Raw genomic sequence first — 24,855 nt, 5'->3', positions numbered from 1 at the left:
TGGAGCGTTTTGTCGTTTGGACGCGATTTTTAAGTTTAGAGAATTGACAAGGAGGAATTCGCAGATGCGGGTCAAAGACACTTTGAACATCGGCAAGACTAAGTTTCCTATGCGTGGACGCTTGCCGGAAACCGAAGCACAACGCGAAAAGCTGTGGGAAGACAATAAAGTCTACGAACAGCGTCAAAAATTAAATCAAGGCAAGCCAACTTTTGTTCTCCATGATGGCCCTCCATACGCCAACGGGAATATCCACATTGGTCACGCCATGAACAAGATCTCCAAGGACTTTATCGTCCGCTACAAGTCAATGGCTGGCTTTAGAGCACCATACGTTCCTGGTTGGGATACGCATGGTCTGCCAATTGAACACCAATTGACCAAGATGGGCTATGACCGCAAGAAGATGAGCACGACCGAATTTCGGGATCTGTGCCGCAAGTTTGCCTTAGAACAGGTTGACAAGCAGCGTAAGGACTTCAAGCGTCTGGGTGTTTCTGGTGAATGGGACAACCCATACCTGACACTGGCTAAAGAATTTGAAGCACAACAGATCAAAGTCTTTGGCGCTTTTGCCAAGAAGGGGCTGCTGTACCAGGCTAAAAAGCCGGTCTACTGGTCATGGTCATCTGAATCTGCATTGGCAGAAGCCGAGGTTGAATATCATGATGTAGTAGCCAAGACGGCCTACTTCTGTGAACGAGTGATTGATGGCAAGGGACGTTTGGACAATGATACGTACCTGGTTGGCTGGACGACTACTCCTTGGACGATTCCGGCTTCTGAAGCCGTTGCCGTAAATCCTAAAATTATCTATGCCGTGGTTAAGCCGGCCAATGATGATCGCAAGTTCGTAATTGCCGATGAGTTGGTTGCCAAGTGCGCAGAAAAGTTCGGCTGGGACGAATATGAAGTTGTTGATCGGCTGTCTGGTCAAGACATGGATCGCATGACCAGCAAGCACCCATACAACGACAAGGAAATGCTGGTCGTCAACGGGGATCATGTTACGCTTGAGGCAGGGACAGGGCTGGTTCACACTGCGCCTGGCTATGGTGATGATGACTACCAGGTAGGTAAGAAGTACGGCTTGCCAATTTTTGCACCAATGAACGATCAAGGTGTCTTGACGGCTGAAAATGGTCCTGAGTTTGATGGCGTCTTCTACCAAGATGCAGATGACATTTCGTTGGATCTTTTGAAGCAGCATAACGCGCTTTTGAAGCAGGAACCGCTGAAGCACAGCTATCCATTTGACTGGCGGACCAAGAAGCCAATCGTTTTCCGGGCCACTGACCAATGGTTCGTTTCGATCGACAAGATGCGCGATGAGATCTTGAACGCCGTTGATGAGGTCAAGTACTACCCAAGCTGGGGTAAGGTACGGCTGCACAACATGCTTAAAGACCGTGGCGACTGGGTTATCTCTCGGCAACGGGTCTGGGGTGTGCCATTGCCAATCTTCTACGCTGAAGATGGTACGCCAATCATGACTGAAGAAACGATCAACCATGTTTCCGACCTGTTCCGTGAGTATGGCTCCAACGTTTGGTTTGAACGCGATGCCAAGGACCTGCTGCCAGAAGGCTTTACCAGTGAACATTCGCCACATGGTCAGTTTAAGAAAGAAACCGACATTATGGATGTTTGGTTCGACTCTGGTTCCAGTCATCAAGGCGTCTTGGCAGAACGTGACTACCTGACTTATCCATGCGACATGTATCTGGAAGGTTCCGACCAATACCGAGGCTGGTTCAACTCCAGTCTGATCTGCAGCGTCGTGCTCTCTGGTCATGCTCCATACAAGTCCATCGTTTCGCAAGGCTTTACACTGGACAAGGACGGCAAGAAGATGTCCAAGTCGATCGGTAACGTTATTGATCCAAACAAGGTCGTTAAGCAGATGGGGGCCGAAATTATCCGTCTTTGGGTAATGAGTGCCGATACTTCGGCTGACGTGCGGGTTTCAATGGATACGTTCAAGCAGATCTCAGATGCCTACCGGAAGCTGCGCAATACCTTCCGCTTCCTTTTGGCCAACACGGCTGACTTTGACGCCAACGATGACACGGTTTCCTATGAAAAGCTGGAAAGCGTTGACCAATACATGGTCGTTAAGTTGAACCGCTTCTTAAAGGAAATGCGCGATCTGTTTGATGAATATGACTTTATGACGGCTTACAAGAAGCTGATCAACTTTGTCAACAACGATCTGTCAGCATTCTACATGAACGTAGCCAAGGACGTCTTGTACGTCGAAGCCAAGGATTCTCATGCGCGTCGTTCAATGCAGACGGTCTTTTACGACATTTTGGTAACGCTGGTTAAGCTGCTGACGCCAATTCTGCCACACACGACCGAAGAAGTTTGGGAATACATGGACGAGCCAGAAGAATTCGTTCAACTGACTGAAATCCCAGAACCACGGACCTACGCCAATGAAGAAGAACTGCTGAGCAAGTGGGACGACTTTATGGAGATTCGCTCTCATGTTTTGAAGGCCTTGGAAGAAGCACGTGATGCCAAGCTGATTGGTAAGTCACTGGAAGCTCAGGCTGATCTGTACCTGACTGACAGCCAAAAAGCCCTCTTAGACAGCATGAATGCAGATGCCGGTCTGCTGTTCGGAGTTTCGGCACTGCACGTTCATGATGTAGACCAAGCACCAGCAGATGCTGAAAAGTTCAATGATAACGTTGCCGTTAAGGTTGCCGTAGCTGATGGCGAGACTTGCCAACGTTGCCGGATGGTCAAAGAAGACGTTGGCAGCGATCCCGTCTACCCAATGCTTTGTGCGCGCTGTGCCAAGCTGGTACGGGAAAACTTCCCTGAAACGGTTGCTGAAGGTTTGGAAAAGTAGTCCAATCTTAACCGAACCTTTATTGACCTAATCAAGACAAGGTTTAATAAACGGTGTAAAATGTATCAAGCAGCATTTAACTGTTTGATGCATTTTTATTTTGCAGCGAAATGGCAGGTGAAAAAATTGCTAAAAGGACGAGTAAAAAATTTTGATGCCCAAAAAGGCTGGGGCTTTATCGAAGTCGAAAACGAACCGGATGTCTTTGTTCACTTTAACGGTATCGAAGGCAGCGGACATCGCGAATTAAAACCAGGTCAGCTGGTTTCTTTGGTAGTCGTGCAGGGAAGAAAAGGGCCACAAGCCGCACACGTTTTGCCATTGGATTAGAAATGGGGGACGACAATGGATCTTGAAGAAAAAACAATTGATCAACAAACGGTCTTTAAGGGTCATGTAGTCGATGTCGAGCTTCAACACGTTAAGACGCCACAAGGCAATATCGCCACGCGTGAGATTGTTCGGCATGCTCCAGCAATTGCGCTTTTGGTGATTGACGATGATCAGAAGATGATTTTAGAAAAGCAGTGGCGCGCGCCGGTTCAAAATATTACCTGGGAAATTCCGGCTGGTAAATTAGATGAGCGCGATCACGGTGATGCCAGACATGCGGCGATTCGTGAATTGAATGAGGAAACGCGTCTGCAGGCCGGTGAACTAACCAAAATTACGGCTTTTTACAGTTCCGTTGGTTTTTGCGATGAATATCTAACGCTTTACCAGGCACGAAACCTTAAGCCGGTTGAGCATGCCTTGCCACAGGATCAAGATGAGGATATCAAGCTTTACCGCTTCAGTTTGGACGAGGCATTAAAGATGATCGAAGCAGGAGCGATTGAGGATTCCAAGACCATCGTAGCGGTTTATTACTGGCAGGCTCAGACGCTGGCACAAAAATTAAAGGAAAATCATGAATAATCAGCAGATTGATCCAGAAAAGATGACACGCCAACAGTATCGTGAATGGCAAAAGCGACAGGCCTCAAAAAATAATCGCCCAGTATCGGGCAATGAAGGGCCGGTCAATGATACCGATAATCTTAATGATGGATTTGAGAATGTTGGTCCAAGTACCGAAGCTGAGCCCATGATGCCGCGTCAAGCTGTTAAGCAGGCACAGGCCCAAGAATTGGCAGAGAGAAAAACGGCTCAATTAAAGCGCCGGCTCAACTGGGCGATTCTAGGATTGAGTCTGGCAATCATCGTTGTCTATTTGATTTTGTTTTTTGTAGGTTAATGGAGGAAAAGATTTTAATGAAGTTTGGAATTATCTGTGCAATGCAAGAAGAGATCAAGGAATTGAAGGGAGCTCTTTCAAATGCCCAGACCACGACTTTGGGCGACAAGGAGTACTTTAGCGGACAGATCGATGGCCAAGCAGTTGTTTTGGTTGAATCCGGCATTGGCAAGGTCGAGGCGGCCATCACGGCTGAGCATCTAGCAGTTGACTTTGGTGTTGATGTAATTATCAATTCTGGTTCAGCGGGCGGCATTGGTGAAGGCCTGCACGTTGGCGATGTGGTGGTTTCTTCAGAGACGGCCTATCATGACGTAGATGCAACCGCCTTTGGCTACGAATATGGCCAGCTGCCGCAAAAGGCACCCCGTTTCAAGGCTTCGACAAAGTGGGGCGATGCCTTGATGAAAGCCGGTGAGCAGACTGGTCTCAACGTTAAGCGCGGTTTGATCGTATCTGGTGATCAATTCGTTGCTGGCCAAAAAGCAATCGACAAGATCAAGCAGCACTTTCCAGATGCGCTGTCAGCTGAAATGGAAGGGGCAGCGGTTGGTCAGGTAGCCTGTGATCATGAACTGCCATACGTGGTCGTACGCGCAATGTCAGATACTGGTGATGAGGATGCCGGTGTTTCGTTTGATGAGTTTATCATTGATGCCGGCAAGCGCTCGGCCAAGATGCTTTTGCAGCTGTTCAGCGACTTAAAGGTCTCGAGGTGAAAAAATGGCTGAATTCGTTTCAAAAATCAAGCTGCCGGGTGATAACGATACCTACGCAATCAGCCCAGCAATTAAAAAATACACGCTGCTTGACCTGGGATTTGAACAATCACCCCGGGGAGTCTATACCTATCTGGGCAGCCTTGATCGGCAAAATCCATTTAAGCCGGTTGCCCGCTTAAAAATTCGCATCAATCCTGAAATGACTGGCTTTAAAATGGAAACGGTCAATACCAATGGTTTTCGGGAGGTCAATATTTTCAAGCATCCCCGGGCTGATGAATTGATTACGCAGTATCACTTTATCTTAGACGAGATGGTCGATCGGCATATCTTTGACCGTCAATAATGGTTTTTACTGGTCAAACCGGGTGTGTCTTTGTTACAATGAAAGGCACTGTGAACACGCGACCTTCACTCGTAGATTGTTCCAGAATCTATTGAAAATGATGGTGATAAAATGACAGACAACTCTAAGACACGGGTCGTCGTTGGCATGAGTGGCGGCGTTGATTCCTCAGTTACGGCGCTCTTATTGAAACGGCAGGGCTACGATGTCGTAGGCGTCTTTATGAAAAACTGGGATGATACCGATGAAAACGGCGTCTGCACCGCGACTGAAGACTATAAGGACGTAGCCAAGGTTGCTACGCAGATCGGGATTCCATATTATTCCGTCAATTTTGAAAAGGAATACTGGGATCGAGTCTTCAAGTATTTCATTGCTGAATACAAAAAGGGGCGTACGCCAAACCCTGATGTGATCTGCAACAAAGAGATCAAGTTCAAAGCATTCATCGAATATGCGCATCAGCTGGGGGCCGATTATGTGGCAACGGGCCATTATGCTGATCTTAAGGCCGACGCAGAAGGCAATATGCATCTGATGCGGGCAACCGACCCCCATAAGGATCAGACCTACTTTTTGAGTCAGCTGGACCATGCTCAGCTGGATCACGTGATGTTCCCACTGGCCGGCTACACTAAAAAGCAGGTCCGTGAGATTGCCAAGGAGGCCGGTCTGGCAGTTGCCGACAAGAAGGATTCAGTTGGCATCTGCTTTATCGGTGAGGATGGACATTTCCGCGAGTTCTTGAGTCAGTATCTGCCAGCTCAGCCTGGCAATATGGAGACCGTTGATGGTAAGGTCGTTGGTCAGCATGCTGGCTTGATGTACTACACAATTGGTCAGCGTCGTGGTCTGGGCCTGGGCGGCAATAAGGAGAGCAATGAGCCTTGGTTTGTTATCGGCAAAGACATTACCAAAAACGTATTATACGTCGGTCAGGGTTATGAAAATGAGCATCTGTACGCTACGCACCTGGAAGCCAGTGACATTCACTGGGTTGACGATGTAGTCAGCCGCTATGGTCGCCATTTCCACTGCACCGCTAAGTTCCGCTACCGTCAGATCGATGAGGGCGTAACGGTAACGATCAGTGATGATGACCAGATGGTAACGGTTGAGTTTGACGATCCGGCACGAGCAATTACGCCAGGCCAGGCCGTAGTCTTTTATGATGGTCAAGAGTGCCTGGGCAGCGCAATTATCGATCGGGCCTACAATCACGATCATCAGCTGCAGTACGTCTAATTCAAATGATTTTTATGGTCGCCTGCAAGAGATTGCACGCGGCTTTTTAGATTTTGCGATAAATATTGGTTATACCCTGGTTATTTTTGGTATCATATAAGCAGACACATCGAAAAGGCAGATATTTTGGAAGAGAAAAATGACAAGGATCTATTTTATCAGACACGGTAAAACTCAATGGAACCTGCAATCACGCTATCAAGGAGCCCATGGCGATTCGCCGCTCTTGAAAAGCAGCTACCGGGAAATTGAGCTGTTGGCCGAATCATTAAATAATACTGTTTTTGCCCATGCTTATGCCAGTCCGCTCAAGCGTGCTCGCGTAACGGCAATGACGCTGCTGGATAATCTAAATCGCCAGATGCCGTTTACCATTGACAGCCGGCTGCGCGAGTTTGACTTGGGAATGATGGAGGGAATGCATTTTAGTGCCGTTGCCGAAAAATGGCCCACGGTGCTGGACAGTTTTCGCCATCATCCCGATCAATACGATGCCACGATCGTTCAAAGCGAAAGTTTTCCAGCAGTCATTGCACGGGTTGGTCAAGCGGTCAAAGAATATGCGCGAAGCTATCCTGGCGATCAAAATCTGCTGATCGTCTCACATGGGGCGGCCTTAAATGCAGCAATTAATGGTCTGCTTGAGGTTCCAATGGCGCACTTAAAAGATCGCGGCGGGCTCAGCAATACATCGACCACAATTTTGAAAACTGACGATGCTAAGCATTTTGAGCTGGAAAAATGGAATGATACCACCTATCTGCATAAAGAACATTTAGATCCGACTGATACGATTTAATGGGGTGAATAATATGAGCAACCAAGAAATCAATCGTGAAGAACAAAAGAAACAGACCCAAAAGCTGGTACATCGCTTGGTAACGGCAATCGACGAAGAACCAGATAAGTTCAACAACTACTATGATCTGGGGGCGCTCTTGACGCGGCTTAATGATTATGAACAAGCAGAAGAATTGTTTATGAAGGCGTTGGGGATCTTTGAAAAGAAAAACGATGCCAAAGCGGTTAATCTGCTGAACTATGGTCTGGGAAACGTCTACTACTCAGTAGGCAAGATCAATGATGCCATCAAGCAGTACAATAAAATTGACGATGCCAAGCTAAAGGGTGATTCATATCTGATGCTGGCGCAGAGCTATATGAAGCAAAAACAGTATCAGCAAGCCGTAGCATATGGTTTGACGGCTCATGATCTGCGTCCCCAGGATCCTGAAATCAATCAGGTAATCGGCGACTCGCTGCTGGCCTTGGGTGAGTTCAAGCAGGCCAAAACCTATTATGATTTGATCTTAAAGCGTCATCCCGGTCGTGCCGATACACAGTTTAACCGTGGACTGGTGGCGATGGTTTTGGGCGAGCCTTACCAAGATTATTTGACGCAGTCGCAGCAGCTTGATCCGGACTACTACGCTCAAAGCGAAAAGCGCATTTCCGACATTGAGCACTTCTTACAAAAGCAATCCGGCCAGAACAAATGACAATTGCTCAAAAAAATAGCCGTCCGGCAAAAACGTCATTTATCGGCGTCGTGCGCCGGGCGGCTTTTGTTGCGCCAAACAGTTTTTACCAGGTTCTCTATGTTCAGGTTTTGGATGCGTCGTTTGTCGATCGTCAAACTGAGATTACCGTAGTGGGACGTTTCGGCGATCTAACCGTCGGACAGGCATATCGCTTTACCGGTTTTTGGCAGACGCGCGCTCGTTTTGGCAATCAATTTCATGCCGTTGACTATCAAAAAATAGAGGGGGATTTGCATGGTCAAGAGTAAAACCGCAACTGCCAAAGAAAGGCTGCGCGGGACGGTTCATTTTATCAAGTTTGCCAAAGAAGATGGTCCTCGTGCCTTTCGTATCTGTGTCATTGATGTGGATGAAGCCAGTTTTCCCTGGTCAGAAGAGGAGATTACGGTCAAAGGTCCGCTGGGCGATCTAAAAAAGCATCAAATGTATGAGTTTACTGGGCGACTGGTTGATAATGCCAACTATGGCCGTCAGTTTGAAGCTACCGGTTGCCAGATCGCCTTACCCCAGACTGAAGATGAGCTGGCGGGGACCTTGAATCAAGCCGGCATAGCCGTGACCGATGCTGAAGAGATCAGTCATCGTCTGTTTAAGAAGTTGGGTAAGAAAGCCGTTGAAAAAATCGTTGCCGATCCCAAGCGATTGGAAAAAATCAAGATTACCAGCGAAGCCGATCGCAAGCTGGTTTTAGACTACTTCAATGCCCGTCATGATGAGCATCAGATGAATGACGAGCTGGTTGACTGGCTGGCCAAGCTGGGCTTTAAGGATCGCCTTAGTGAGCGAATCATCAATAAGTATGGTGCCGATACGATGAAAATCGTCAAGGAAAATCCATATCAGCTGGTTTTAGATATCGATCGAATCGGGTTTGGCCGGGCCGACTTTGCTGCCAGCGTTTTAGGAATTGCTCCCGATGATTCGCGGCGTCTTTCAGCAGCACTGCGAGAGGTTTTGAATCAAGAGACCATGAATCAAGGGGCAACCTATGTCAGTCAAAAGACCTTGATTACTCAGGCAATGCGGCAGCTTGGCAATGTTTCTGATGCCGGACTGTTTGAAAATGAGCTGGCTGAGCTGATCAAGAGCCATCAGCTACAGGCTGAGGATGCTCAGCATATTTATCCCAGCTTCTTATATAACGCAGAATGGCTGATTGCCCAACACCTGCACCGAATTTTGTTTACTGAGGCCAAGGTTGATAAAAGGCGTGTTGAAAAAGCCGTTCAGACAGCAGAAAAGGCCGCGCAGATCGAATATGATCAACAGCAGAAAAAGGCAATCAAAATGGCACTGGAATCCAAGGTGCTCTTGCTGACTGGAGGACCTGGTACGGGTAAGACGACGATTATTCGCGGGATCGTCAACAGCTTTGCCCAGCTGCATGGCGTTGACGATGAAGAGATTATTTTGGCGGCACCAACGGGACGGGCGGCTCAGCAAATGGCAGCAGCCACCAAGATGCCGGCCAGCACGATCCATCATCTGCTGGGACTGACTGGTCAGGAAACACCTTCTAAAATGACGGCTAGTCGCTTAAAGGGAAGTCTTTTGATCATTGATGAGATGTCGATGGTTGATACACTGCTGTTCAAGACACTGGTTGCGGCAATTCCGCAAACGATGCATGTGGTTTTGGTTGGCGACCAGGATCAGCTGCCATCGGTTGGCCCAGGACAGGTCTTTCGGGATCTTTTGAGCTTTGCAGAGCTGCCTCAGGTGCGGTTGACGCAGATTCACCGACAAGATGCTAAGTCAACGATTATTCCGCTGTCCAAAAGCATCAATGACGGGCAGGTCCCAGCTGATCTGTTCAAGCAGGCCTTGCCAGACCGCTCGTTTATTCCAACCGACGCCCAAAATGCCGGTCGTTTTATTAATCAATTGATGGACTGGGGATTGAGTCAGCCAGGATGCGATTTAATGGACGTACAGGTCCTAATTCCAATGCACAAGGGAATTGCCGGGATCGATCAGCAGAATCGCAATCTGCAAGAACATCTCAATCCGGCCAGCCCAGATCGGCAAGAAGTAAAATTTGGTGAAACGATCTTTCGCAAAGGCGATAAGGTAATCCAAACAGTCAATGATCCCAATAATAATGTTTATAACGGCGATATGGGGGTAATTTCGGCCATCGAGGGCGGGGACAATGCGCCTAAGGCTAAGATCAAAAAGCCGCTTAAGGTTACCGTACGCTTTAACAACGACAATGAGGTCAACTATAATCGCAAGGAGCTGACCAATCTGCAGCTTGCATACTGCGTAACGATCCATAAATCGCAAGGCAGTCAGTTCAAGGTGGTAATTCTCTTAATGCTGGCCAACTATCGCATGATGTATCAGCGCAATCTGCTGTATACCGGCGTTACGCGGGCAACCAATTTTCTGCTTTTGCTGGGTCAGCCTGAGGCCTTTCAAGACTGTATTCAACAGCCACCATTGGCTCGGCATACGATGCTGGTTGACCGGCTCTTAAAAGTCTGGCAGCAGCCGGATTTATACCAGGCCCCCGAACCGGTCAGTGACGATGAGGATATCGATCTGTTTGCCAACGTTCCGAAGGCCGAAGTTATAGACTTTTTGGGACAGCAAAATCGTGAATCGGATAAAACGGTAACCAATCAGGCTGCCAATTTACCCCAAGCTAGTCGCCCCGATCGCTTGACTGCTAAGTTGATTGAAGAAGAGTCAATTGATCCATTGATCGGGATGCGAGGTATTACGCCAAAGGATAACTGAAGCAGATACGGCTTGCACATCAGGTTATTTGCTGAGATAATAGATTCAATGTTTAGCATAATTGCGTGGAGGATTTAAATGAGCAAGATTGAAAATGCAGAAAACGTTCGTCTGTTTGCGCTGAACTCCAATCAGCCATTGGCTAAGCGACTTTCCAAGAAATTGGGACTGCCGCTTTCGGATGCAACCATTACGCACTTTGCCGATGGTGAGATCTCAATTACGATCAATGAAAGCGTTCGTGGTCGTGAGGTCTACGTTTTGCAGTCGGTTTCACAGCCTGTCAACACCAATCTGATGGAGCTTTTGATTATGGTTGATGCTTTGCGGCGTGCCAGTGCCGCCAAGATCAACGTAATCATGCCTTACTACGGTTACGCGCGTCAGGACCGCAAAGCCCGCAGCCGTGAACCAATCACGGCCAAGCTGATTGCCAACCTGCTGGAAATGGACCAGATTGACCGCTTGATTGCTGTTGACTTTCATGCTCCACAGCTGCAGGGATTCTTTGATATTCCCGTCGATCACCTGCAGGCAGCGCCAATTTTGGCTTCCTACTTTGCGCAAAGCGATCTGGATCTGGAAAATACGGTTATCGTGGCTCCAGACCATGCTGGCGTGACCTTGGCTCGTCGATTTGCTGAATTTTTGGGAACGCCGATTGCAATTATCGACAACCGCAACCTTGATCAGCAGCGCGGTGCCAAAAATACTGAAACGCCAACTTCAATCATTGGTGACGTTGAGGGCAAAACGGCTCTGGTGGTTGATGATATCGTTGATACCGGGGTGCGGGTGGCCAACTCGGCTGAGCTGCTTAAGAGCTGCGGTGCCAAAGATGTATATGGCGTTGCAACGCATGCAGTACTTTCAAAAGGGGCCGTTGAACGGATTCAAGCTTCTGCGGTTAAAAAGATGGTAGTTACCGACACGATCGATCTGCCGGATGAAAAACGAATCAATAAGCTGGTTCGATTGTCAACGGCTGATCTTTTGGCTGGGGCCGTGGCAAGCATTCACAATCATGAATCGATTCATTATCTTTACAGCATGCCAGAAGTCAAGCCAGTAGAAGACTAAAACAAAAAGGATTCGATTTTGATGTTGAATCCTTTTTTATAAACTCAGTTAAGCTGGTTTGGCTTGCGGACTGGGAGCAGCAAAACCTTGTAACAGCCGCTTGAGCTCAAGGCGGCGCTGCTGTTTGGAAATAAAGAGCCCCATTTTTTCCTTGTCAAAACCGGTAATCAGTTTATTATCACTGAAAATGATCGGATTTTTTAAAATATGTGGACTTTTTTGAATGGCTGCCGTCAGCTCATTGAGCGTCATTTGATCCGGATCAATCCTTAACGCCTTGGTCTCACGCGAACGCTGAGAAACCAGATCATCGGTACCGTTTAAAGAGATCGTCAGCAGTTGTTGAATCTCGGCCGCGCTCAATGGCTCCTTTTCAATATTGCGCTGTGTCAGTGCGATGTTATGCTTGGCAAACCATTGAACGGCCTTGCGCTTGGAAGGATCATTGGTATGAAAATACAGATTGACCATTTGAACGAACCACCTTTATGTACTTTAAAAGACATTTTAGCAAGTTTGATAAAAATATAAATACTAATTGACCAATTGTTAAATAAAACTTTATTAATTGTGACTTTTTTTAGAAACTCTTAATCTTTTTGAAGGAGCTTAACGTTAATGATCATAAGGGATTTGGTGATTATCACCTAAAAAGCGAACATGCTGGCGTCTTCAAATGTTTATCAAAAAATGGTAAATTAAGAGAGTATAAAATTTTTAGTGACGTCTTGACGTCAATTAAAGTTAAGTTCAAAGAGGTGTTAAGTTCATGGTTAAACGGATCAAAGCCCAGCATCATCGACATGGTCGGCAATGGCTGCTCGGAACGGTCAGTGCATTAAGTCTGCTGGCAACGGCCCATGCCAAGGCTGACCAGGTTACCGTTAAAGATGGTGACACCGTTTGGAATCTGGCCAATCAATACCAAACCAGCGTTAAGGCAATTGAAGATGCCAACCCGCACGTTAAAAAGATCAGCAGCAGTGTTGATCTGATCTATGCCGGCCAAAAGCTGCAGCTGTCTAAAAACGATTCAGCCAGCCAGTCAGCCCAAACAACCGGCAGCGACAGCTATACGGTTAAGAGCGGTGACACGCTGAGCGCGATCAGTGAGCGTCTACACGTATCAATTGCTGATCTGGTAAGCTGGAATCATCTTAGTAATCCAGATCAGTTGACGGTTGGTCAACAGCTGGTCGTAACGGGAACGTCAACTGTCAGTCAGACTGCATCCTCAGTCGCTGACGTTTCAAGTACGCCGGCCAGTGCAGCATCAGCTGTATCGGCAGAGCCGGTTAGTCAGGCTCAGCCATCCTCAGCTGCTGGTTTGGCGGAAAGTACGACAATTCAAGCCGACTCTGCATCCGTTCAGGCTGCTGAGTCTCCTCAGTCTGACAGTGCTTCAGCTTCTGCGCAGGCAGTATCTGCCAGTGCTGTTGATCAATCATCAGTTGCGGTTTCAAACTCAGCAACTGATGCATCAAGTACTGAACAGTCAGCTTCATCTGCAGTAGAAACTGCTGGTGTTGATTCAGCCGTTTCGCTTGCGGAAAATGAGGATATCGCTTCAGCCCAGCCAACGGATTCATCAGCCGCCAGCGTTGAGTCATCCAGTGATGTTCAAAGTGCAGCATCAGCTGTCAGTGGTGAATCATCTAGCAATAATACTCAGTCATCATCAATCGCTGCTTCTAACCCGGCTAATGATGCAGCTGCACAAGATACGACGGCAACGACTGCCGTTGTCAATAATGATGCCTCATCAACGGATCAGGTTGGATCTACATCCACTGAAACGTCTCCAGTGACGGCTGATCAAACTATGACTGCTGAATCAACCACGGCAATGACTGATCAGACGACCTCAGCTGCATCAGCAAGTACCTCTGATCAATCAACACAATCAACTGCCAACAGCACGGCTACGGTTGAAAACACTTCTACGACAACGACCAGCAGCTCTGATCTGACGACTGGCTCAGTAGTCAGTCTGGCGGTTAAACTGGCCAACGCCAACATTCCATATGTTTGGGGCGGGGCCTCGCTTTCTGGTATGGACTGCTCGGGTTTGGTCGATTATGTTTTCCAAAACGCAGAAGGCATTTCTTTGCCACACTACACGGTATCTTTGGAAAGCTGTGTCAGTCAGCATTCGGTAGCCGAAGCTCAGCCAGGTGACATTCTGTTTTGGGGTGAGCATGGCAGCACTTACCACTGTGCCATCTACATCGGCAACAACCAATATGTTGCGGCACCACAGCCTGGACAAAACGTTGAGATTGAAACGATCAGCTCATACTTTATGCCAAGCTTTGCCGGTACGATGAATCGCTAAAAATAATTGTTAAGATAAGCACGAAATCGGTTCAAAGTGATCCGATCTCGTGCTTTTTTATTGGTTCTAATAAAAAGTTTTACCTATTGTGATGATAACTACTTTGGACTGTCAAAATACTAAGGCTTTTCTTATTAAAACGTAACAAACTTGTAAAACGAAAAAGGTTAACATTCCTTAAAGAGAGTGTTAAATTATGTTTATCAAATTAGGATCAGCTTTAAATATTTTCATTATTATTGGAGGTTGTTTAAAGTGAGTAACAAGTTTGAAATTCAACATGATCTGGTTGAAGCACAAAACAAGCTTAATCGGTTGTGTCAGGCAGAGTCAAAAGCCAATGCCGTCCAATCCGGTACTCAAACGGTAACAATCGAGCCTCAGTTTGGTGATGAGATGCAGCGTCTGCGTGAGGAATGCAGTCAGTTGAGCATCATCTTAGAAGCCATGGAAGCTTCTGAGGACTAGTCGGCTCAAGTAAAAACCAATTACAAAAATAAAGACAAACGGTTATTACGGCTCTGCTGATTAACCGATCCCCGCCTTGGTTAGCTGAGGTGGGGATATTTTAGTCTAAAAAACGTGCGAACAATTTTGCTCGCACGTTTTTTAATTGAATGATTTTTCCTTTAGTGAGGTACCCCAGAATGGATATCGCCTGGTATCCAGCGTTAAATCCATAAACCGACTGCCCATCTCTTCGCCATCGGTTTGCGCAAATTCCAGCGAAGTTGTTACGTAATGCAGCCTTGGTGAACGAAAGCACTTGGCAAAACGAGAGCGGTTCAGCTTGCCGCGCGAAAACAGCCATAGACACCAAAACGTGATCAGCCAGTTGCGTTTTTCAACCACCAGCAATTCGAGGGTATCTGAGCTCAGCGACTCATCCGGAGCAACCTTAAAGCCGCCGCCAATGTAAGGGTGATTGCTGGCGATTAGAATAAAGGTTTTGGGGAAGGGATGATGGTGGCCGTTTTTTTCTTGAACCATCGTCTCAAATGGCTCTTGGTTATATAAAACGCTCAAGGCTTGTGATAGATAAGAAAAGTTTCCCAGATGCCAGCGATTGAGTCGTTTTTTAGCTTTTGAGGCATTGGCTTGGCTGACGATGGCTGCATCAAAGCCGATCCCCAGATTATTCAAAAACCAGCCATTCTCCTGCTTGATGGCGTCATAATAGTGACCGACGTTGATTAGCGTCGGGTGCTTGGCATCCAAAATCTGGCTGAGAGCCGTCATTGGGTTGGGTGAGATTCCATAGCCGCGTGCAAAATCATTGCCACTGCCAGCTGGAATGTAGGCAAGCGGTATTGATGAGCCCGCTTTGATGAGGCCATTGAGTGTTTCGTGTAGAGTACCATCGCCGCCAACCACCATTATGATGTGATCGTCAGCACCGGCAAAGCGACCAGCAATGCGCTCAGCTAAATCAATAGCATGGCCATGATAGCGAGTTAAAACGACCTGATAGCTGATATTTAGTTCATTCAAACGACTCTGCAGCTGTTGCCAGATTTTTTTTGCCCGGCCGCCGCCAGCTAATAGGTTAACAATGATTGAATACTCCATACCAAACTCCTTAAAAGTAATAAAAAAGCCGAGACAGACTTGCCATCTCAGCCGCTAAGACCATTCAGCCTAGAATTCGGTAATCTTGAAGTCTGGATTCTGCTTTTCGTATGCCAAAGACTTTTCATCCAGCAGTTCAATGAATTCGATTTGGTATTCAGTCTTATTTTCCACGAGTTGACGTGCAGCTGCTTCGGAGTCAGCTTCCAAGTAAAGTGACTTGGTGTTTTCACGTCGAGGAGTCATGGTCTTATCTGGTTGATAGTAAACTTTAAAAGTCATATTTTCTCTCCTTAGATATTGGATATCGATAAATCACCAATTTATTTTATCACAACTAACGAGCAGTGTCGTCATTCTTAATGAACCATGTGGTATTCTTAAGATAAGAATAATAAACGGAGGGATGAACATGCGACTGTTTATGATAATTTTAATCTCAGCAATCATAGTCCTTGCCATCTATTTTTTGGTTCACCGTACGATGATCAATCGGGCAACCTTGATGCTGCGCAGACAGGCTCAGGCAACGACCGATGCAGCAATGGCCTATGCGTTAAAGCATATCTTGCTGCAGCTGCCGGCCATGCCTGAATCGCAGCTGGTGGCCGATGTCTGGGGAAAGGGCGTTTTGGCATTTGAGTATACGCTCAAGGCTAAAAAGGTTACTGAACTTAATGCCAAAGATATAGAGCTGGCATTAAACGCCTATGCTAAAGAAAAACATCTGGATTATCTGCCTTCAGCCCCCAAGACGTTTGTCGTGACCGATTGGTGGACCTATGAGCAGATGCTGCACGTTGATGTGGCCTACATTTATAATGAGGCAACTCGTGAATACGTGATGGATCTGCATAAACTCAATCAAAACAACTGATCTAATCAAACCAATTGATTGAGCACAAAAAAACAGGCATGCTGGATGCAGCGTGCCTGGAGTCTTGAATGAATGCATTAGTCAAATAAGATCGTATCCTTAGGGGCCTCGAAAGGATGCTCTTTGTTGATATGATCATAAAATAAAATGCCATGCAGGTGATCAATCTCATGCTGGCAGACGATGGCTGGATAATGCTTGAGCCGAATCTTGTGCGTTTCACCAGTCGTATCTTGATACTTTAAAGTAATCCGGTCATGCCGTGGCACATAGCCGGGTACGTCGCGATCAACCGATAGGCAGCCTTCGCCTTCAGTCAGGGCGCCATATTGAACTGATTCACTGACAATAACCGGATTAATGATGACATCCTTGAATACTGGCTCATCATCGGGTTCTTCACCAGGAACCAGCACAGCAGCCATTTGTTTGGACTGACCGACTTGAGGAGCCGCCAGACCGACACCGGCCCGCAGCTTGTATTTTTCGCATAATTCGGGATCTTGGCTGACCACCAGATATTCCATCAGATCCTTGGCCAGTTTTTGGTCATCTTCAGAAAGAGGGAACTCGACCTTGGCAGCTCGCTTGCGCAGAACGGGGTCGGGATCACGAACAATGTCTTTCATTAGAAACATACTTGGTTTCGCCTCCATATTAAACGTTCAATGAATAGTCTATCATAAAAACTCAAAAAAAAGCTGACAGAAGCCTGTCAATTTGATAATGAAGGCATATACTAAATAAGATAAGCAGAAATCTGCAAAAGGGGATGTGAGACAGTGCACGATAAAAACTATTCCTATCCACTAGATCCGAGCTGGAGCACGGCTGAAATCGAAACCGTCATTGCAATGTTTCGGGCAGTGGAAGATGCTTATGAGGTTGGCATCAATCGTCAGCAGGTTATGGACTGTTATCGAAAATTCAAGATGGTAGTATCGGCCAAAAGTGAAGAGAAACGCTTAGGAAGAGAATTTGCTAAGGCCACGGGCGGCTACCAGCTGTATGATGTTGTCAAAGCGGCTCGTGAGCAAAAGGCAGGACAGATTAAGCTAAGCATAAAATAACATTAGGGGTGTCATAATGCTGGAACAGATTGATCAGCAGGCGCAGCAGCTGATGTGGGAAGTCCGTCAGCAGACGCTGCAGCTGATGACCAAAGAATTTAACGTTGCTGAAAAAACCAGTGCTCGGGATCTGGTCACGACCGTTGATAAACAAAACGAAAAAATGATTGATGATCGGCTTAAAGAAATTGATCCGACCTGCCGCATCGTCAGTGAGGAAGGCTTTGGCGATCAAGTTAACGATTTAAAGGGGCATGTCTGGATTGTTGACCCGATTGACGGCACGATGAACTTTGTGATGCAAAAACGTAATTTTGCCATTATGATGGGACTGTATATTGATGGCAAGCCGGTACTGGGGTATATCATGGATGTTGTTGAAGGAACGCTTTATCACGGCGGTATTGGCAAAGGCGTTTTTGCCAATCAGCAGCGTCTGCGCACGCCAGCAAACAAATCACTTGCTGACAGCCTGATGGTCATGAACGGCTACTTGACTATGAATAATGTGCATGGCCTGCAAAAGGCTGCCAGAAAAGCACGGGGATTACGAATGTATGGCAGTGCCGGAATTGAAATGATCTATGTTCTGACGGGATGCTTGGGGGCGTATGTTTCTCATCTGCACCCTTGGGATCTGGCAGCAGGGCGTGTCTTGGCTGAAGAACTGGGATTAGTTGTGAAACCAATTGACGATGATCATCTCAATGTGTTATCATCTAACTTTGTATTAGTAGCGACAAAGCAAGCGGGTCAAGATCTTTTGAACATCGCTGAATAGCCCAAGACTGTGACAGCGGTCACAGTTTTTTTATGACAAGGCCGCTGCCTCACAAAATTTAGAGTATTGATTAGACGAAAGGAAGATAACTTTTGAAAACACGTGATGATATTCGCAACATTGCGATCATTGCCCACGTCGACCATGGTAAGACTACGCTGGTCAACGAAATGCTGAAGCAATCTGACACTTTGCCAGAACACTTCGAGATTCAAGATCGGGCCATGGATACCAACGCCATTGAACGTGAACGTGGTATCACCATTCTCTCCAAGAACACGGCCGTTAAGTACGGCAAGTACCAGATCAACATCTTGGACACCCCAGGTCACGCCGACTTTGGTGGTGAGGTTGAACGGGTTATGAAGATGGTTGACGGTGTTCTGCTGGTTGTTGATGCTTTTGAAGGTACGATGCCTCAAACGCGCTTCGTGCTGCAAAAGGCTCTTGAACAACACTTGACGCCAATCGTTGTTATCAACAAGGTTGACCGTAAGGGTGCTCGTCCAGAAGAAGTCGTTGATGAAGTGCTCGACCTGTTTATTGAACTGGGTGCCGACGAAGATCAGCTGGACTTCCCAGTTATCTACACGTCAGCTATGAACGGTACTTCGAGCTACGATTCTGACGTTTCGACGCAGGAACACACGATGAAGCCATTGTTCGACACGATCGTTAAGACGATTCCAGCGCCAATCGACAATTCTGATGAACCACTGCAGTTCCAAGTGGCAATTTTGGACTACAACGACTTTGTTGGTCGAATTGGGATTGGCCGAATCTTCCGTGGCAAGATCAAGGTCGGTGACAACGTTTCTGTTATGAAGCTGGATGGCTCCAAGAAGAACTTCCGGGTTACCAAGCTGTTTGGTTTCTTCGGTCTGAAGCGTGAAGAAATTCAAGAAGCCAAGGCCGGTGACTTGATTGCCATCTCTGGTATGGAAGACATCAACGTTGGTGAGACGATCACGGATTCCGAGCACCCAGAAGCCCTCAAGCCACTGCGGATCGATCCACCTACGCTGCAGATGACGTTCCGGACCAACGACTCGCCATTTGCCGGTCGGGAAGGTAAGTTTGTTACCTCTCGTCAATTGGAAAACCGCTTGAATGCTGAGCTGCACACTGACGTTTCACTGCGGGTTGACCCAACCGATGAACCAGGTGCCTGGACGGTTTCTGGCCGTGGTGAATTGCACCTGTCGATCCTGATTGAAACGATGCGTCGTGAAGGTTACGAACTGCAGGTTTCTCGTCCACAGGTTATCTACCGTGAAATTGATGGTACGACTTGCGAGCCATTTGAAGAAGTTCAAGTTGACGTACCTGACGAATACACTGGTGGGATTATCGATTCACTTGCCAAGCGCAAGGGTGAGATGAAGAACATGGAACCATCCAAGAACGGTCAAACACGGATGATTTTTGAGGTACCTTCACGTGGCTTGATCGGCTACTCAACCGAATTTATGTCCCAAACGCGAGGTTATGGGATCATGAGCCACTCCTTCAAGGAATACCGGCCAGTTATCAAGAATTGGAACCCAGGTCGGACGAAGGGTACGTTGGTATCAATGAATGCCGGCAAGGCTACGACCTACGCAATGATGGGTATCGAATCCCGTGGTACGCTTCTGATCGACCCAGGTACGGAAGTCTACGAAGGTATGATCGTTGGTGAAAACAACCGTGAAAACGATATTACCGTTAACATCACTAAGGGTAAGAACCTGACCAACGTGCGGGCGGCTGGTTCTGATGAAATGGCACGGATCAAGACGCCAACGCACCTTTCTTTGGAAGAATCGTTGGAATTCTTGAACGATGACGAATATTGTGAAATTACGCCCGAAAACGTTCGCCTGCGTAAGCAGATCCTGAACACGAATGCTCGTGAAAAGGAAGCTAAGCGTCGTCGGGCTGCTTCACGCAAGTAAAAAGACGGTCTGATTAAGTAACAGCTGTCGCCAAAGACCCATCATTCGGCTTATTGACCGGGTGAATGGGTCTTTTTTGTAACAATGCCAGCTGATGAATGAACGCGAAACGGGTTTTGCTGAGCAGGTGGTGTATAATATTGTTTGATTTTATCAAAAGCGAGGAATAGCCAGTTGAAGACGACGTTTAAAAAAATCTATCGAAAAATGCGCAGCATCGACTATTGGATTTTGCTGCCATATTTGGTGCTGTGTTTAATCGGTGTGGTGATGGTCTATTCGGCCAGTGCTGCCATCAAAATGCAGACGGGCGGATCACCGGTTGGCTATCTGGTTAAGCAGATCGTGTTTGTTTTGATGGGTTGGGGATTTTTTGGATTTTTGGCTTCTCTCAACCTGAATAAACTTCGTGGACGAGGTTTTTTATGGTGGACTTATGTGGGTATTCTTTTTTTATTGTTTTTCGTTAAGTTCTTTGGCCGCGCTGTTAATGGTGCCAATGGATGGATCAATCTCGGGCCGATCAGTATTCAGCCAGCCGAATTTTCAAAACTGTATCTGATAATCTATTGGGCCAATCGCTGTGCCAAGGTTAACGATGAGCTGCATCATCCTAGTATGCGCGAGTATTCCATGGCATTGTTTAAAACTAGTCTTTTACTGTTGCTTATCATTATTCAGCCTGACGTCGGCGGTTTTTCGATCAACTTTGCCATTGCTGCTTTGATAATCATGGCATCGGGCTATAATTCACGCTGGACGATCCTAATTTTTGATGGCCTGCTTTTGATTGGAATGATTGCCCTGCCTAGCCTAGCTAAGATTGTGGCGACTGGTCATATCAAAAATTATCAAGTCGCGCGCTTCGTGGCATTTGTCAATCCGTTTGGGACACAAAGCGGTGCCGGCAGTCAGTTGGTCAATTCATACTATGCAATCAGCAATGGTGGTCTAAAAGGCATCGGCCTAGGCAACAGTATTCAAAAAATGGGCTATCTGCCAGAACCAAATACCGACTTTATCTTATCAGTCGTCAGTGAGGAGCTTGGCTTTATTGGCGTGTTTTTGGTGCTTACGCTTTTGACGATCATCATTTGCCAGATCATTCGGGTTGGAGTTCGTTCTGACAGTATGTATGAGGGGCTGCTTTGTTACGGAGTCGGTACTTTTATTGCCGTTGAGGCTGCAATCAACGTCGGTGGGGTTACCGGCCTATTGCCGATTACTGGGGTGACGTTCCCATTTATCAGTTATGGGGGATCCAGTATGATTGCATTAAGCATTGCGCTAGGCTTGGCGATGAACGTCAGCATTCGGCAAAAGCTGCGGCGTAAAAACCAGCGACGACTGCAGGCAATCAGACAAAGGGGGATTGGCTAATGGATTTTTCGATTCGTCCCAGACGTGGGTTGATCGTTTATTTAAACAGTATGAAAACGGTCAAGTCATTGCGGCGATACGGCCGAATTCAATATGCATCACGTCGCATGCATTATGCGGTGCTGTACGTTGATGAACAAAATGTGGATACGATAACCGAAAAACTGCGACAGATGCGTAACGTTAGGCGAGTAATGCAGTCGCACTGGCCAGAACTTGATCCAGAATTAATAGACTTGGAATTAACGGGTCTGTATAAAAAACATGATGAGGATGAAAAAGAATGAGAATTATTTCCGGCGAGTTTCGTGGACGGCGCTTGAATGCCGTACCTGGAATGGCAACTCGACCAACGACTGATAAGGTCAAAGAGTCGCTGTTCAACATTATTGGACCTTATTTTGAGGGTGGAACCAGTCTTGATCTTTATGGCGGCAGCGGTGGACTAAGCATTGAAGCCGTTTCGCGAGGAATCGATCATGCAACCTTGATTGATCGGCAGTATGCAGCCATCAAAACCATCAAAAAAAACATTGAGGTTACCAAGCACCCTGAGCGTTTCAGCGTCTATAAGCAGGATGCCGAAAAATCCCTGCATTTCTTGAGTCGGCAAACGCAGCATTTTGATTTGGTTTTTTTGGATCCGCCATACGCCAAGCAACATATTATTGACGATCTTGAAAAAATGGTTGACTTGGATTTATTGAACGATCAAGCTTTAATAGTAGCCGAAACCAATCAAGAGGCAAATCTGCCGACTGAAAACTGGGGAAGCTTTGAATTCTTGCGTCAGCAGACCTATGGCATTACGGTGCTGACGATCTATCGTTTTAGAAAGGGTGAAACAGAATGAAAATCGCACTTTTTCCTGGGTCGTTTGATCCACTGACTTTAGGACACATGGACTTGATCCGTCGCGGCAGCGCCCTGTTTGATCAGCTGGCAGTTGCGGTAATGAGCAATGACTCCAAAAAACCACTGTTTACGGTTGAGGAGCGCGTGGCGCAGGTCAAAGAGGCCGTAGCCGGATTATCTAACGTTTCGGTTATCACGGCAGAAGGACTGACCGTTGATTTAATGAACAAGATTGGCGCCGATTATTTAATGCGTGGCCTGCGTAATGTTAATGACTTTCAATATGAGCGTGATATTGCGGCCATGAACCAGTTTTTAGATGATCAGGCAGAAACGGTCTTTTTCCTGGCTGATCCTAAATATCAGCATCTTTCCAGCAGTCTTTTAAAAGAAACGGCGGCAGCTGGTGGTGATATCTCTGCCTATTTGCCGGGCAACATCAATAAGGCTTTGGAGAAACGGCTGCGAGAGCAAAAACTGGAGCAGGTAAAAGAACAAAATGAGCAGACAAGATAAGCAGATTCTTAAACGGATTGCGGGAGTCCTGGCCGCGGTTTTGTTTGTTGGCTGGTTTTTATTTTGGCCATTGAACTACTATATCGAAACGCCAGGCACGGCCGATAATCTTAAATCATACGTAACGGTCAAGGGACATCCTGACAAGAAAAAGGGCAGCTATATGATTACATCCGTCTATCTGCAGCAAGCCCGCCCCGCAACCTATGTCTGGGCCCATTTTGATCCACACGCAACGATTGAAAAGGCTTCTGACGTTACGGGCGGTCAAAGCAGTGCTACGTATAACAAGGTCCAAAACTTCTATATGAAGAGTGCCATCAATGAGGCAATTGCTGTTGCCTACAAGGCTGCTCATCAAGAATATACCAAGCAGTATCTGGGGATCTACGTATTAGAGGTCGAAAAGCAGTCTAAATTTAAAAACGATCTGAAGGTTGGCGATACGATCACTGAGGTCAACGGTCGGCATTTTAATACTGCACAAGGCTATCAAAAATATATTGCCAAGCAAAAGGTCGGCCAAAATCTGACAATCACCTATCTGCATAATGGCAAGCGACACCAGACCACGCATAAGCTGATCAAGATCATGGGTGACCGCGCTGGAATCGGAATTTTATTGACTGACAACGTCAAGATTCATACCAAGATTCCAGTTAAGGTCAATCCTGGGCAGCTGGGTGGGCCATCTGGCGGCTTAATGTTTAGTCTGCAGATCTATCAGCAGGTATCCGGTGAAGATCTGCGGCATGGTCGCAAGATTGCCGGGACGGGAACGATTGCTCCAGATGGCTCGGTTGGCGAGATTGGCGGTATCGATAAAAAAGTCATTGCCGCTCACAAGGCTGGAGCAACGATCTTTTTTGCTCCTTATGTCAAGCCAACCAAGACGATTCTCAAATATGAAGAGGGTCATAAGACCAACTACCAGCTGGCCAAGGAAACGGCTAAAAAGTATGCACCGGGGATGGAAGTAGTACCGGTCAAGAGCTTTAACGATGCCGTTAAATATCTTAGAACTCATCAATAGAAAGAACGTCAGAGATTTTTGAAAATTTCTGGCGCTTTTTTAATGCGATCATATCTTTTTGGCATAAAGCATATTGAGGAGGTGAAAAAATGCAGTGGCAAGAATTCTTTGAGCTGCACCGTAAGACAATTCTGATCGTTTTAGGCGGATTGATACTGCTGATCGGTGGCTGGCTGTATTCAAAACCAACGCCGACCAGTCCTACGTTTGCTACGGCTACCAGCTCGGCCAAGCCAGCTGATGTTAAAAATGAGTCAGCGACACGGACTGCGAAGGTCTGTGTTGACGTTAAAGGAGCAGTCAATCAGCCAGGTGTCTATACGCTGGGCAAGAACGCTCGTGTCCAAGAAGCCATTAATGCAGCTGGCGGCGTGCATGCCGATGCGGATATGCGTCAGGTTAATCTGGCCAAGCAACTGCAGGATCAGCAGGTCGTCTATGTTCCAGCACAAGGTGAACAGCTGCCAGGCAGTTTGATGACTGGTATGGCTGCTGACCAAACTGGGCCGAGTCTTTCAGCTGGGGGACAGGATGCACCCAGGATCAATCTTAATCAGGCCAGCAAGGAAGAATTGTGTCAGATTAACGGAATTGGCGACAAAAAAGCTGATATGATCATCCAGTATCGGCAGCAGCATGGACCATTTAAAAGCGTTGATGAGCTGAAAAATGTCGATGGCTTTGGCGATAAGACGGTTGCCAAGCTAAAGGAACAAGTGGCGGTTTAAA

28 protein-coding genes are annotated in these 24,855 nt (G+C 46.9%); 24 read left to right on the top strand and 4 right to left on the bottom strand.

Going from position 1 to position 24,855, the window contains the following annotated elements; all coding sequences use genetic code 11:
* The first annotated feature begins 64 nt into the window (after positions 1-64).
* From ileS to HF864_RS05110, 12 genes are all read left to right on the top strand, one after another.
* On the top strand, positions 65-2,860 hold the full coding sequence (gene ileS / locus HF864_RS05165; RefSeq protein ID WP_169461999.1) for an isoleucine--tRNA ligase: 2,796 nt from the start codon (positions 65-67) through the stop codon (positions 2,858-2,860).
* Between the two features lie 126 nt (positions 2,861-2,986).
* The gene (locus HF864_RS05160; RefSeq protein WP_169461998.1) at positions 2,987-3,190 is read left to right on the top strand and encodes a cold-shock protein; all 204 of its coding nucleotides are present in this window, start codon (positions 2,987-2,989) and stop codon (positions 3,188-3,190) included.
* A 15-nt stretch (positions 3,191-3,205) separates the two neighbouring features.
* Complete coding sequence (locus tag HF864_RS05155) at positions 3,206-3,778, top strand: NUDIX hydrolase (protein ID WP_169461997.1); 573 nt, start codon at positions 3,206-3,208, stop codon at positions 3,776-3,778.
* Positions 3,771-4,097 carry a hypothetical protein gene (locus tag HF864_RS05150; RefSeq protein ID WP_169461996.1) on the top strand — a complete coding sequence of 109 codons (327 nt, stop codon included), beginning with the start codon at positions 3,771-3,773 and terminating at the stop codon, positions 4,095-4,097. Before HF864_RS05155 ends, HF864_RS05150 begins: the two co-directional genes overlap by 8 nt.
* 17 nt (positions 4,098-4,114) lie before the next feature.
* Positions 4,115-4,816: a 5'-methylthioadenosine/adenosylhomocysteine nucleosidase gene (locus tag HF864_RS05145; protein WP_169461995.1), complete on the top strand. Its 702-nt coding sequence runs from the start codon at positions 4,115-4,117 to the stop codon at positions 4,814-4,816.
* Positions 4,817-4,820: 4 nt separating this feature from the next.
* Positions 4,821-5,165 carry a DUF1831 domain-containing protein gene (locus HF864_RS05140; protein ID WP_169461994.1) on the top strand — a complete coding sequence of 115 codons (345 nt, stop codon included), beginning with the start codon at positions 4,821-4,823 and terminating at the stop codon, positions 5,163-5,165.
* A gap of 111 nt (positions 5,166-5,276) precedes the next feature.
* A complete protein-coding gene (mnmA, locus tag HF864_RS05135; RefSeq protein ID WP_169461993.1) occupies positions 5,277-6,410 on the top strand; it encodes a tRNA 2-thiouridine(34) synthase MnmA in 1,134 nt (377 codons plus the stop codon).
* Between the two features lie 139 nt (positions 6,411-6,549).
* Complete coding sequence (locus HF864_RS05130; RefSeq protein WP_169461992.1) at positions 6,550-7,209, top strand: histidine phosphatase family protein; 660 nt, start codon at positions 6,550-6,552, stop codon at positions 7,207-7,209.
* 13 nt (positions 7,210-7,222) lie between these two features.
* Positions 7,223-7,909, top strand: coding sequence for a tetratricopeptide repeat protein (locus tag HF864_RS05125; RefSeq protein ID WP_169461991.1), 687 nt, complete (start codon positions 7,223-7,225; stop codon positions 7,907-7,909).
* Positions 7,906-8,199, top strand: a complete 294-nt coding sequence (locus tag HF864_RS05120; RefSeq protein ID WP_169461990.1) for a hypothetical protein — start codon at positions 7,906-7,908, stop codon at positions 8,197-8,199. Before HF864_RS05125 ends, HF864_RS05120 begins: the two co-directional genes overlap by 4 nt.
* Positions 8,186-10,693 carry an ATP-dependent RecD-like DNA helicase gene (locus HF864_RS05115; protein WP_169461989.1) on the top strand — a complete coding sequence of 836 codons (2,508 nt, stop codon included), beginning with the start codon at positions 8,186-8,188 and terminating at the stop codon, positions 10,691-10,693. The genes HF864_RS05120 and HF864_RS05115 overlap by 14 nt, the downstream gene beginning before the upstream one ends.
* A gap of 78 nt (positions 10,694-10,771) precedes the next feature.
* Positions 10,772-11,773: a ribose-phosphate pyrophosphokinase gene (locus tag HF864_RS05110; protein WP_169461988.1), complete on the top strand. Its 1,002-nt coding sequence runs from the start codon at positions 10,772-10,774 to the stop codon at positions 11,771-11,773.
* A 48-nt stretch (positions 11,774-11,821) separates the two neighbouring features.
* Here the strand turns inward: HF864_RS05110 and HF864_RS05105 are convergent, their stop codons facing one another.
* Positions 11,822-12,244: an ArsC/Spx/MgsR family protein gene (locus HF864_RS05105; RefSeq protein WP_169461987.1), complete on the bottom strand. Its 423-nt coding sequence runs from the start codon at positions 12,242-12,244 to the stop codon at positions 11,822-11,824.
* Between the two features lie 298 nt (positions 12,245-12,542).
* Between HF864_RS05105 and HF864_RS05100 the strand changes: the two genes are divergently transcribed.
* Entirely contained in the window at positions 12,543-14,108 is a 1,566-nt protein-coding gene (locus HF864_RS05100) for a C40 family peptidase (protein WP_169461986.1), read from the top strand.
* A gap of 255 nt (positions 14,109-14,363) precedes the next feature.
* Entirely contained in the window at positions 14,364-14,576 is a 213-nt protein-coding gene (locus tag HF864_RS05095; protein WP_169461985.1) for a hypothetical protein, read from the top strand.
* 141 nt (positions 14,577-14,717) lie between these two features.
* Here HF864_RS05095 and HF864_RS05090 read toward each other — a convergent pair whose 3' ends face one another.
* Entirely contained in the window at positions 14,718-15,677 is a 960-nt protein-coding gene (locus tag HF864_RS05090; protein ID WP_169461984.1) for a YegS/Rv2252/BmrU family lipid kinase, read from the bottom strand.
* A 69-nt stretch (positions 15,678-15,746) separates the two neighbouring features.
* Positions 15,747-15,959, bottom strand: coding sequence for a DNA-directed RNA polymerase subunit epsilon (locus HF864_RS05085; protein ID WP_169461983.1), 213 nt, complete (start codon positions 15,957-15,959; stop codon positions 15,747-15,749).
* A gap of 130 nt (positions 15,960-16,089) precedes the next feature.
* Between HF864_RS05085 and HF864_RS05080 the strand changes: the two genes are divergently transcribed.
* On the top strand, positions 16,090-16,554 hold the full coding sequence (locus HF864_RS05080) for a hypothetical protein (RefSeq protein ID WP_169461982.1): 465 nt from the start codon (positions 16,090-16,092) through the stop codon (positions 16,552-16,554).
* Between the two features lie 77 nt (positions 16,555-16,631).
* Here HF864_RS05080 and def read toward each other — a convergent pair whose 3' ends face one another.
* On the bottom strand, positions 16,632-17,192 hold the full coding sequence (gene def, locus HF864_RS05075) for a peptide deformylase (protein WP_169461981.1): 561 nt from the start codon (positions 17,190-17,192) through the stop codon (positions 16,632-16,634).
* Between the two features lie 144 nt (positions 17,193-17,336).
* Here def and HF864_RS05070 point away from each other — a divergent pair, with 144 nt between their 5' ends.
* From HF864_RS05070 to HF864_RS05030, 9 genes are all read left to right on the top strand, one after another.
* Complete coding sequence (locus HF864_RS05070; RefSeq protein ID WP_169461980.1) at positions 17,337-17,624, top strand: UPF0223 family protein; 288 nt, start codon at positions 17,337-17,339, stop codon at positions 17,622-17,624.
* A 16-nt stretch (positions 17,625-17,640) separates the two neighbouring features.
* Positions 17,641-18,405 carry an inositol monophosphatase family protein gene (locus HF864_RS05065; protein WP_169461979.1) on the top strand — a complete coding sequence of 255 codons (765 nt, stop codon included), beginning with the start codon at positions 17,641-17,643 and terminating at the stop codon, positions 18,403-18,405.
* A gap of 92 nt (positions 18,406-18,497) precedes the next feature.
* The gene (gene typA / locus HF864_RS05060; RefSeq protein WP_006499730.1) at positions 18,498-20,342 is read left to right on the top strand and encodes a translational GTPase TypA; all 1,845 of its coding nucleotides are present in this window, start codon (positions 18,498-18,500) and stop codon (positions 20,340-20,342) included.
* A gap of 174 nt (positions 20,343-20,516) precedes the next feature.
* Complete coding sequence (locus HF864_RS05055; protein ID WP_240936881.1) at positions 20,517-21,722, top strand: FtsW/RodA/SpoVE family cell cycle protein; 1,206 nt, start codon at positions 20,517-20,519, stop codon at positions 21,720-21,722.
* Positions 21,722-22,009 carry a YlbG family protein gene (locus tag HF864_RS05050; protein ID WP_169461978.1) on the top strand — a complete coding sequence of 96 codons (288 nt, stop codon included), beginning with the start codon at positions 21,722-21,724 and terminating at the stop codon, positions 22,007-22,009. Before HF864_RS05055 ends, HF864_RS05050 begins: the two co-directional genes overlap by 1 nt.
* Positions 22,006-22,575: a 16S rRNA (guanine(966)-N(2))-methyltransferase RsmD gene (rsmD, locus tag HF864_RS05045; RefSeq protein WP_169461977.1), complete on the top strand. Its 570-nt coding sequence runs from the start codon at positions 22,006-22,008 to the stop codon at positions 22,573-22,575. The genes HF864_RS05050 and rsmD overlap by 4 nt, the downstream gene beginning before the upstream one ends.
* The gene (gene coaD, locus HF864_RS05040; RefSeq protein ID WP_169461976.1) at positions 22,572-23,093 is read left to right on the top strand and encodes a pantetheine-phosphate adenylyltransferase; all 522 of its coding nucleotides are present in this window, start codon (positions 22,572-22,574) and stop codon (positions 23,091-23,093) included. The genes rsmD and coaD overlap by 4 nt, the downstream gene beginning before the upstream one ends.
* Positions 23,077-24,126, top strand: a complete 1,050-nt coding sequence (locus tag HF864_RS05035) for a SepM family pheromone-processing serine protease (RefSeq protein WP_169461975.1) — start codon at positions 23,077-23,079, stop codon at positions 24,124-24,126. The genes coaD and HF864_RS05035 overlap by 17 nt, the downstream gene beginning before the upstream one ends.
* An 89-nt stretch (positions 24,127-24,215) precedes the next feature.
* Positions 24,216-24,854 carry a helix-hairpin-helix domain-containing protein gene (locus HF864_RS05030; protein ID WP_169461974.1) on the top strand — a complete coding sequence of 213 codons (639 nt, stop codon included), beginning with the start codon at positions 24,216-24,218 and terminating at the stop codon, positions 24,852-24,854.
* Position 24,855: the final 1 nt, after the last annotated feature.

Origin of the sequence: Lactobacillus sp. MRS-253-APC-2B (assembly GCF_012843675.1) — a bacterium.
GTDB classification, from domain to species: Bacteria; Bacillota; Bacilli; order Lactobacillales; family Lactobacillaceae; genus Limosilactobacillus; species Limosilactobacillus pulli.
Note: the sequence above shows the minus strand (reverse complement) of the source record. Positions and strands in the feature narration are given on the sequence as shown.

Excerpts from the sequence above, each read along its gene's own strand:
- ileS (WP_169461999.1), top strand. The coding sequence starts at position 65 with ATGCGGGTCAAAGACACTTTGAACATCGGCAAGACTAAGTTTCCTATG.
- HF864_RS05155 (WP_169461997.1), top strand. The coding sequence starts at position 3,206 with ATGGATCTTGAAGAAAAAACAATTGATCAACAAACGGTCTTTAAGGGT.
- HF864_RS05150 (WP_169461996.1), top strand. The coding sequence starts at position 3,771 with ATGAATAATCAGCAGATTGATCCAGAAAAGATGACACGCCAACAGTAT.
- HF864_RS05145 (WP_169461995.1), top strand. The coding sequence starts at position 4,115 with ATGAAGTTTGGAATTATCTGTGCAATGCAAGAAGAGATCAAGGAATTG.
- HF864_RS05140 (WP_169461994.1), top strand. The coding sequence starts at position 4,821 with ATGGCTGAATTCGTTTCAAAAATCAAGCTGCCGGGTGATAACGATACC.
- mnmA (WP_169461993.1), top strand. The coding sequence starts at position 5,277 with ATGACAGACAACTCTAAGACACGGGTCGTCGTTGGCATGAGTGGCGGC.
- HF864_RS05130 (WP_169461992.1), top strand. The coding sequence starts at position 6,550 with ATGACAAGGATCTATTTTATCAGACACGGTAAAACTCAATGGAACCTG.
- HF864_RS05125 (WP_169461991.1), top strand. The coding sequence starts at position 7,223 with ATGAGCAACCAAGAAATCAATCGTGAAGAACAAAAGAAACAGACCCAA.
- HF864_RS05120 (WP_169461990.1), top strand. The coding sequence starts at position 7,906 with ATGACAATTGCTCAAAAAAATAGCCGTCCGGCAAAAACGTCATTTATC.
- HF864_RS05115 (WP_169461989.1), top strand. The coding sequence starts at position 8,186 with ATGGTCAAGAGTAAAACCGCAACTGCCAAAGAAAGGCTGCGCGGGACG.
- HF864_RS05110 (WP_169461988.1), top strand. The coding sequence starts at position 10,772 with ATGAGCAAGATTGAAAATGCAGAAAACGTTCGTCTGTTTGCGCTGAAC.
- HF864_RS05105 (WP_169461987.1), bottom strand. The coding sequence starts at position 12,244 with ATGGTCAATCTGTATTTTCATACCAATGATCCTTCCAAGCGCAAGGCC.
- HF864_RS05100 (WP_169461986.1), top strand. The coding sequence starts at position 12,543 with ATGGTTAAACGGATCAAAGCCCAGCATCATCGACATGGTCGGCAATGG.
- HF864_RS05090 (WP_169461984.1), bottom strand. The coding sequence starts at position 15,677 with ATGGAGTATTCAATCATTGTTAACCTATTAGCTGGCGGCGGCCGGGCA.
- HF864_RS05085 (WP_169461983.1), bottom strand. The coding sequence starts at position 15,959 with ATGACTTTTAAAGTTTACTATCAACCAGATAAGACCATGACTCCTCGA.
- HF864_RS05080 (WP_169461982.1), top strand. The coding sequence starts at position 16,090 with ATGCGACTGTTTATGATAATTTTAATCTCAGCAATCATAGTCCTTGCC.
- def (WP_169461981.1), bottom strand. The coding sequence starts at position 17,192 with ATGTTTCTAATGAAAGACATTGTTCGTGATCCCGACCCCGTTCTGCGC.
- HF864_RS05065 (WP_169461979.1), top strand. The coding sequence starts at position 17,641 with ATGCTGGAACAGATTGATCAGCAGGCGCAGCAGCTGATGTGGGAAGTC.
- HF864_RS05050 (WP_169461978.1), top strand. The coding sequence starts at position 21,722 with ATGGATTTTTCGATTCGTCCCAGACGTGGGTTGATCGTTTATTTAAAC.
- rsmD (WP_169461977.1), top strand. The coding sequence starts at position 22,006 with ATGAGAATTATTTCCGGCGAGTTTCGTGGACGGCGCTTGAATGCCGTA.
- coaD (WP_169461976.1), top strand. The coding sequence starts at position 22,572 with ATGAAAATCGCACTTTTTCCTGGGTCGTTTGATCCACTGACTTTAGGA.
- HF864_RS05035 (WP_169461975.1), top strand. The coding sequence starts at position 23,077 with ATGAGCAGACAAGATAAGCAGATTCTTAAACGGATTGCGGGAGTCCTG.
- HF864_RS05030 (WP_169461974.1), top strand. The coding sequence starts at position 24,216 with ATGCAGTGGCAAGAATTCTTTGAGCTGCACCGTAAGACAATTCTGATC.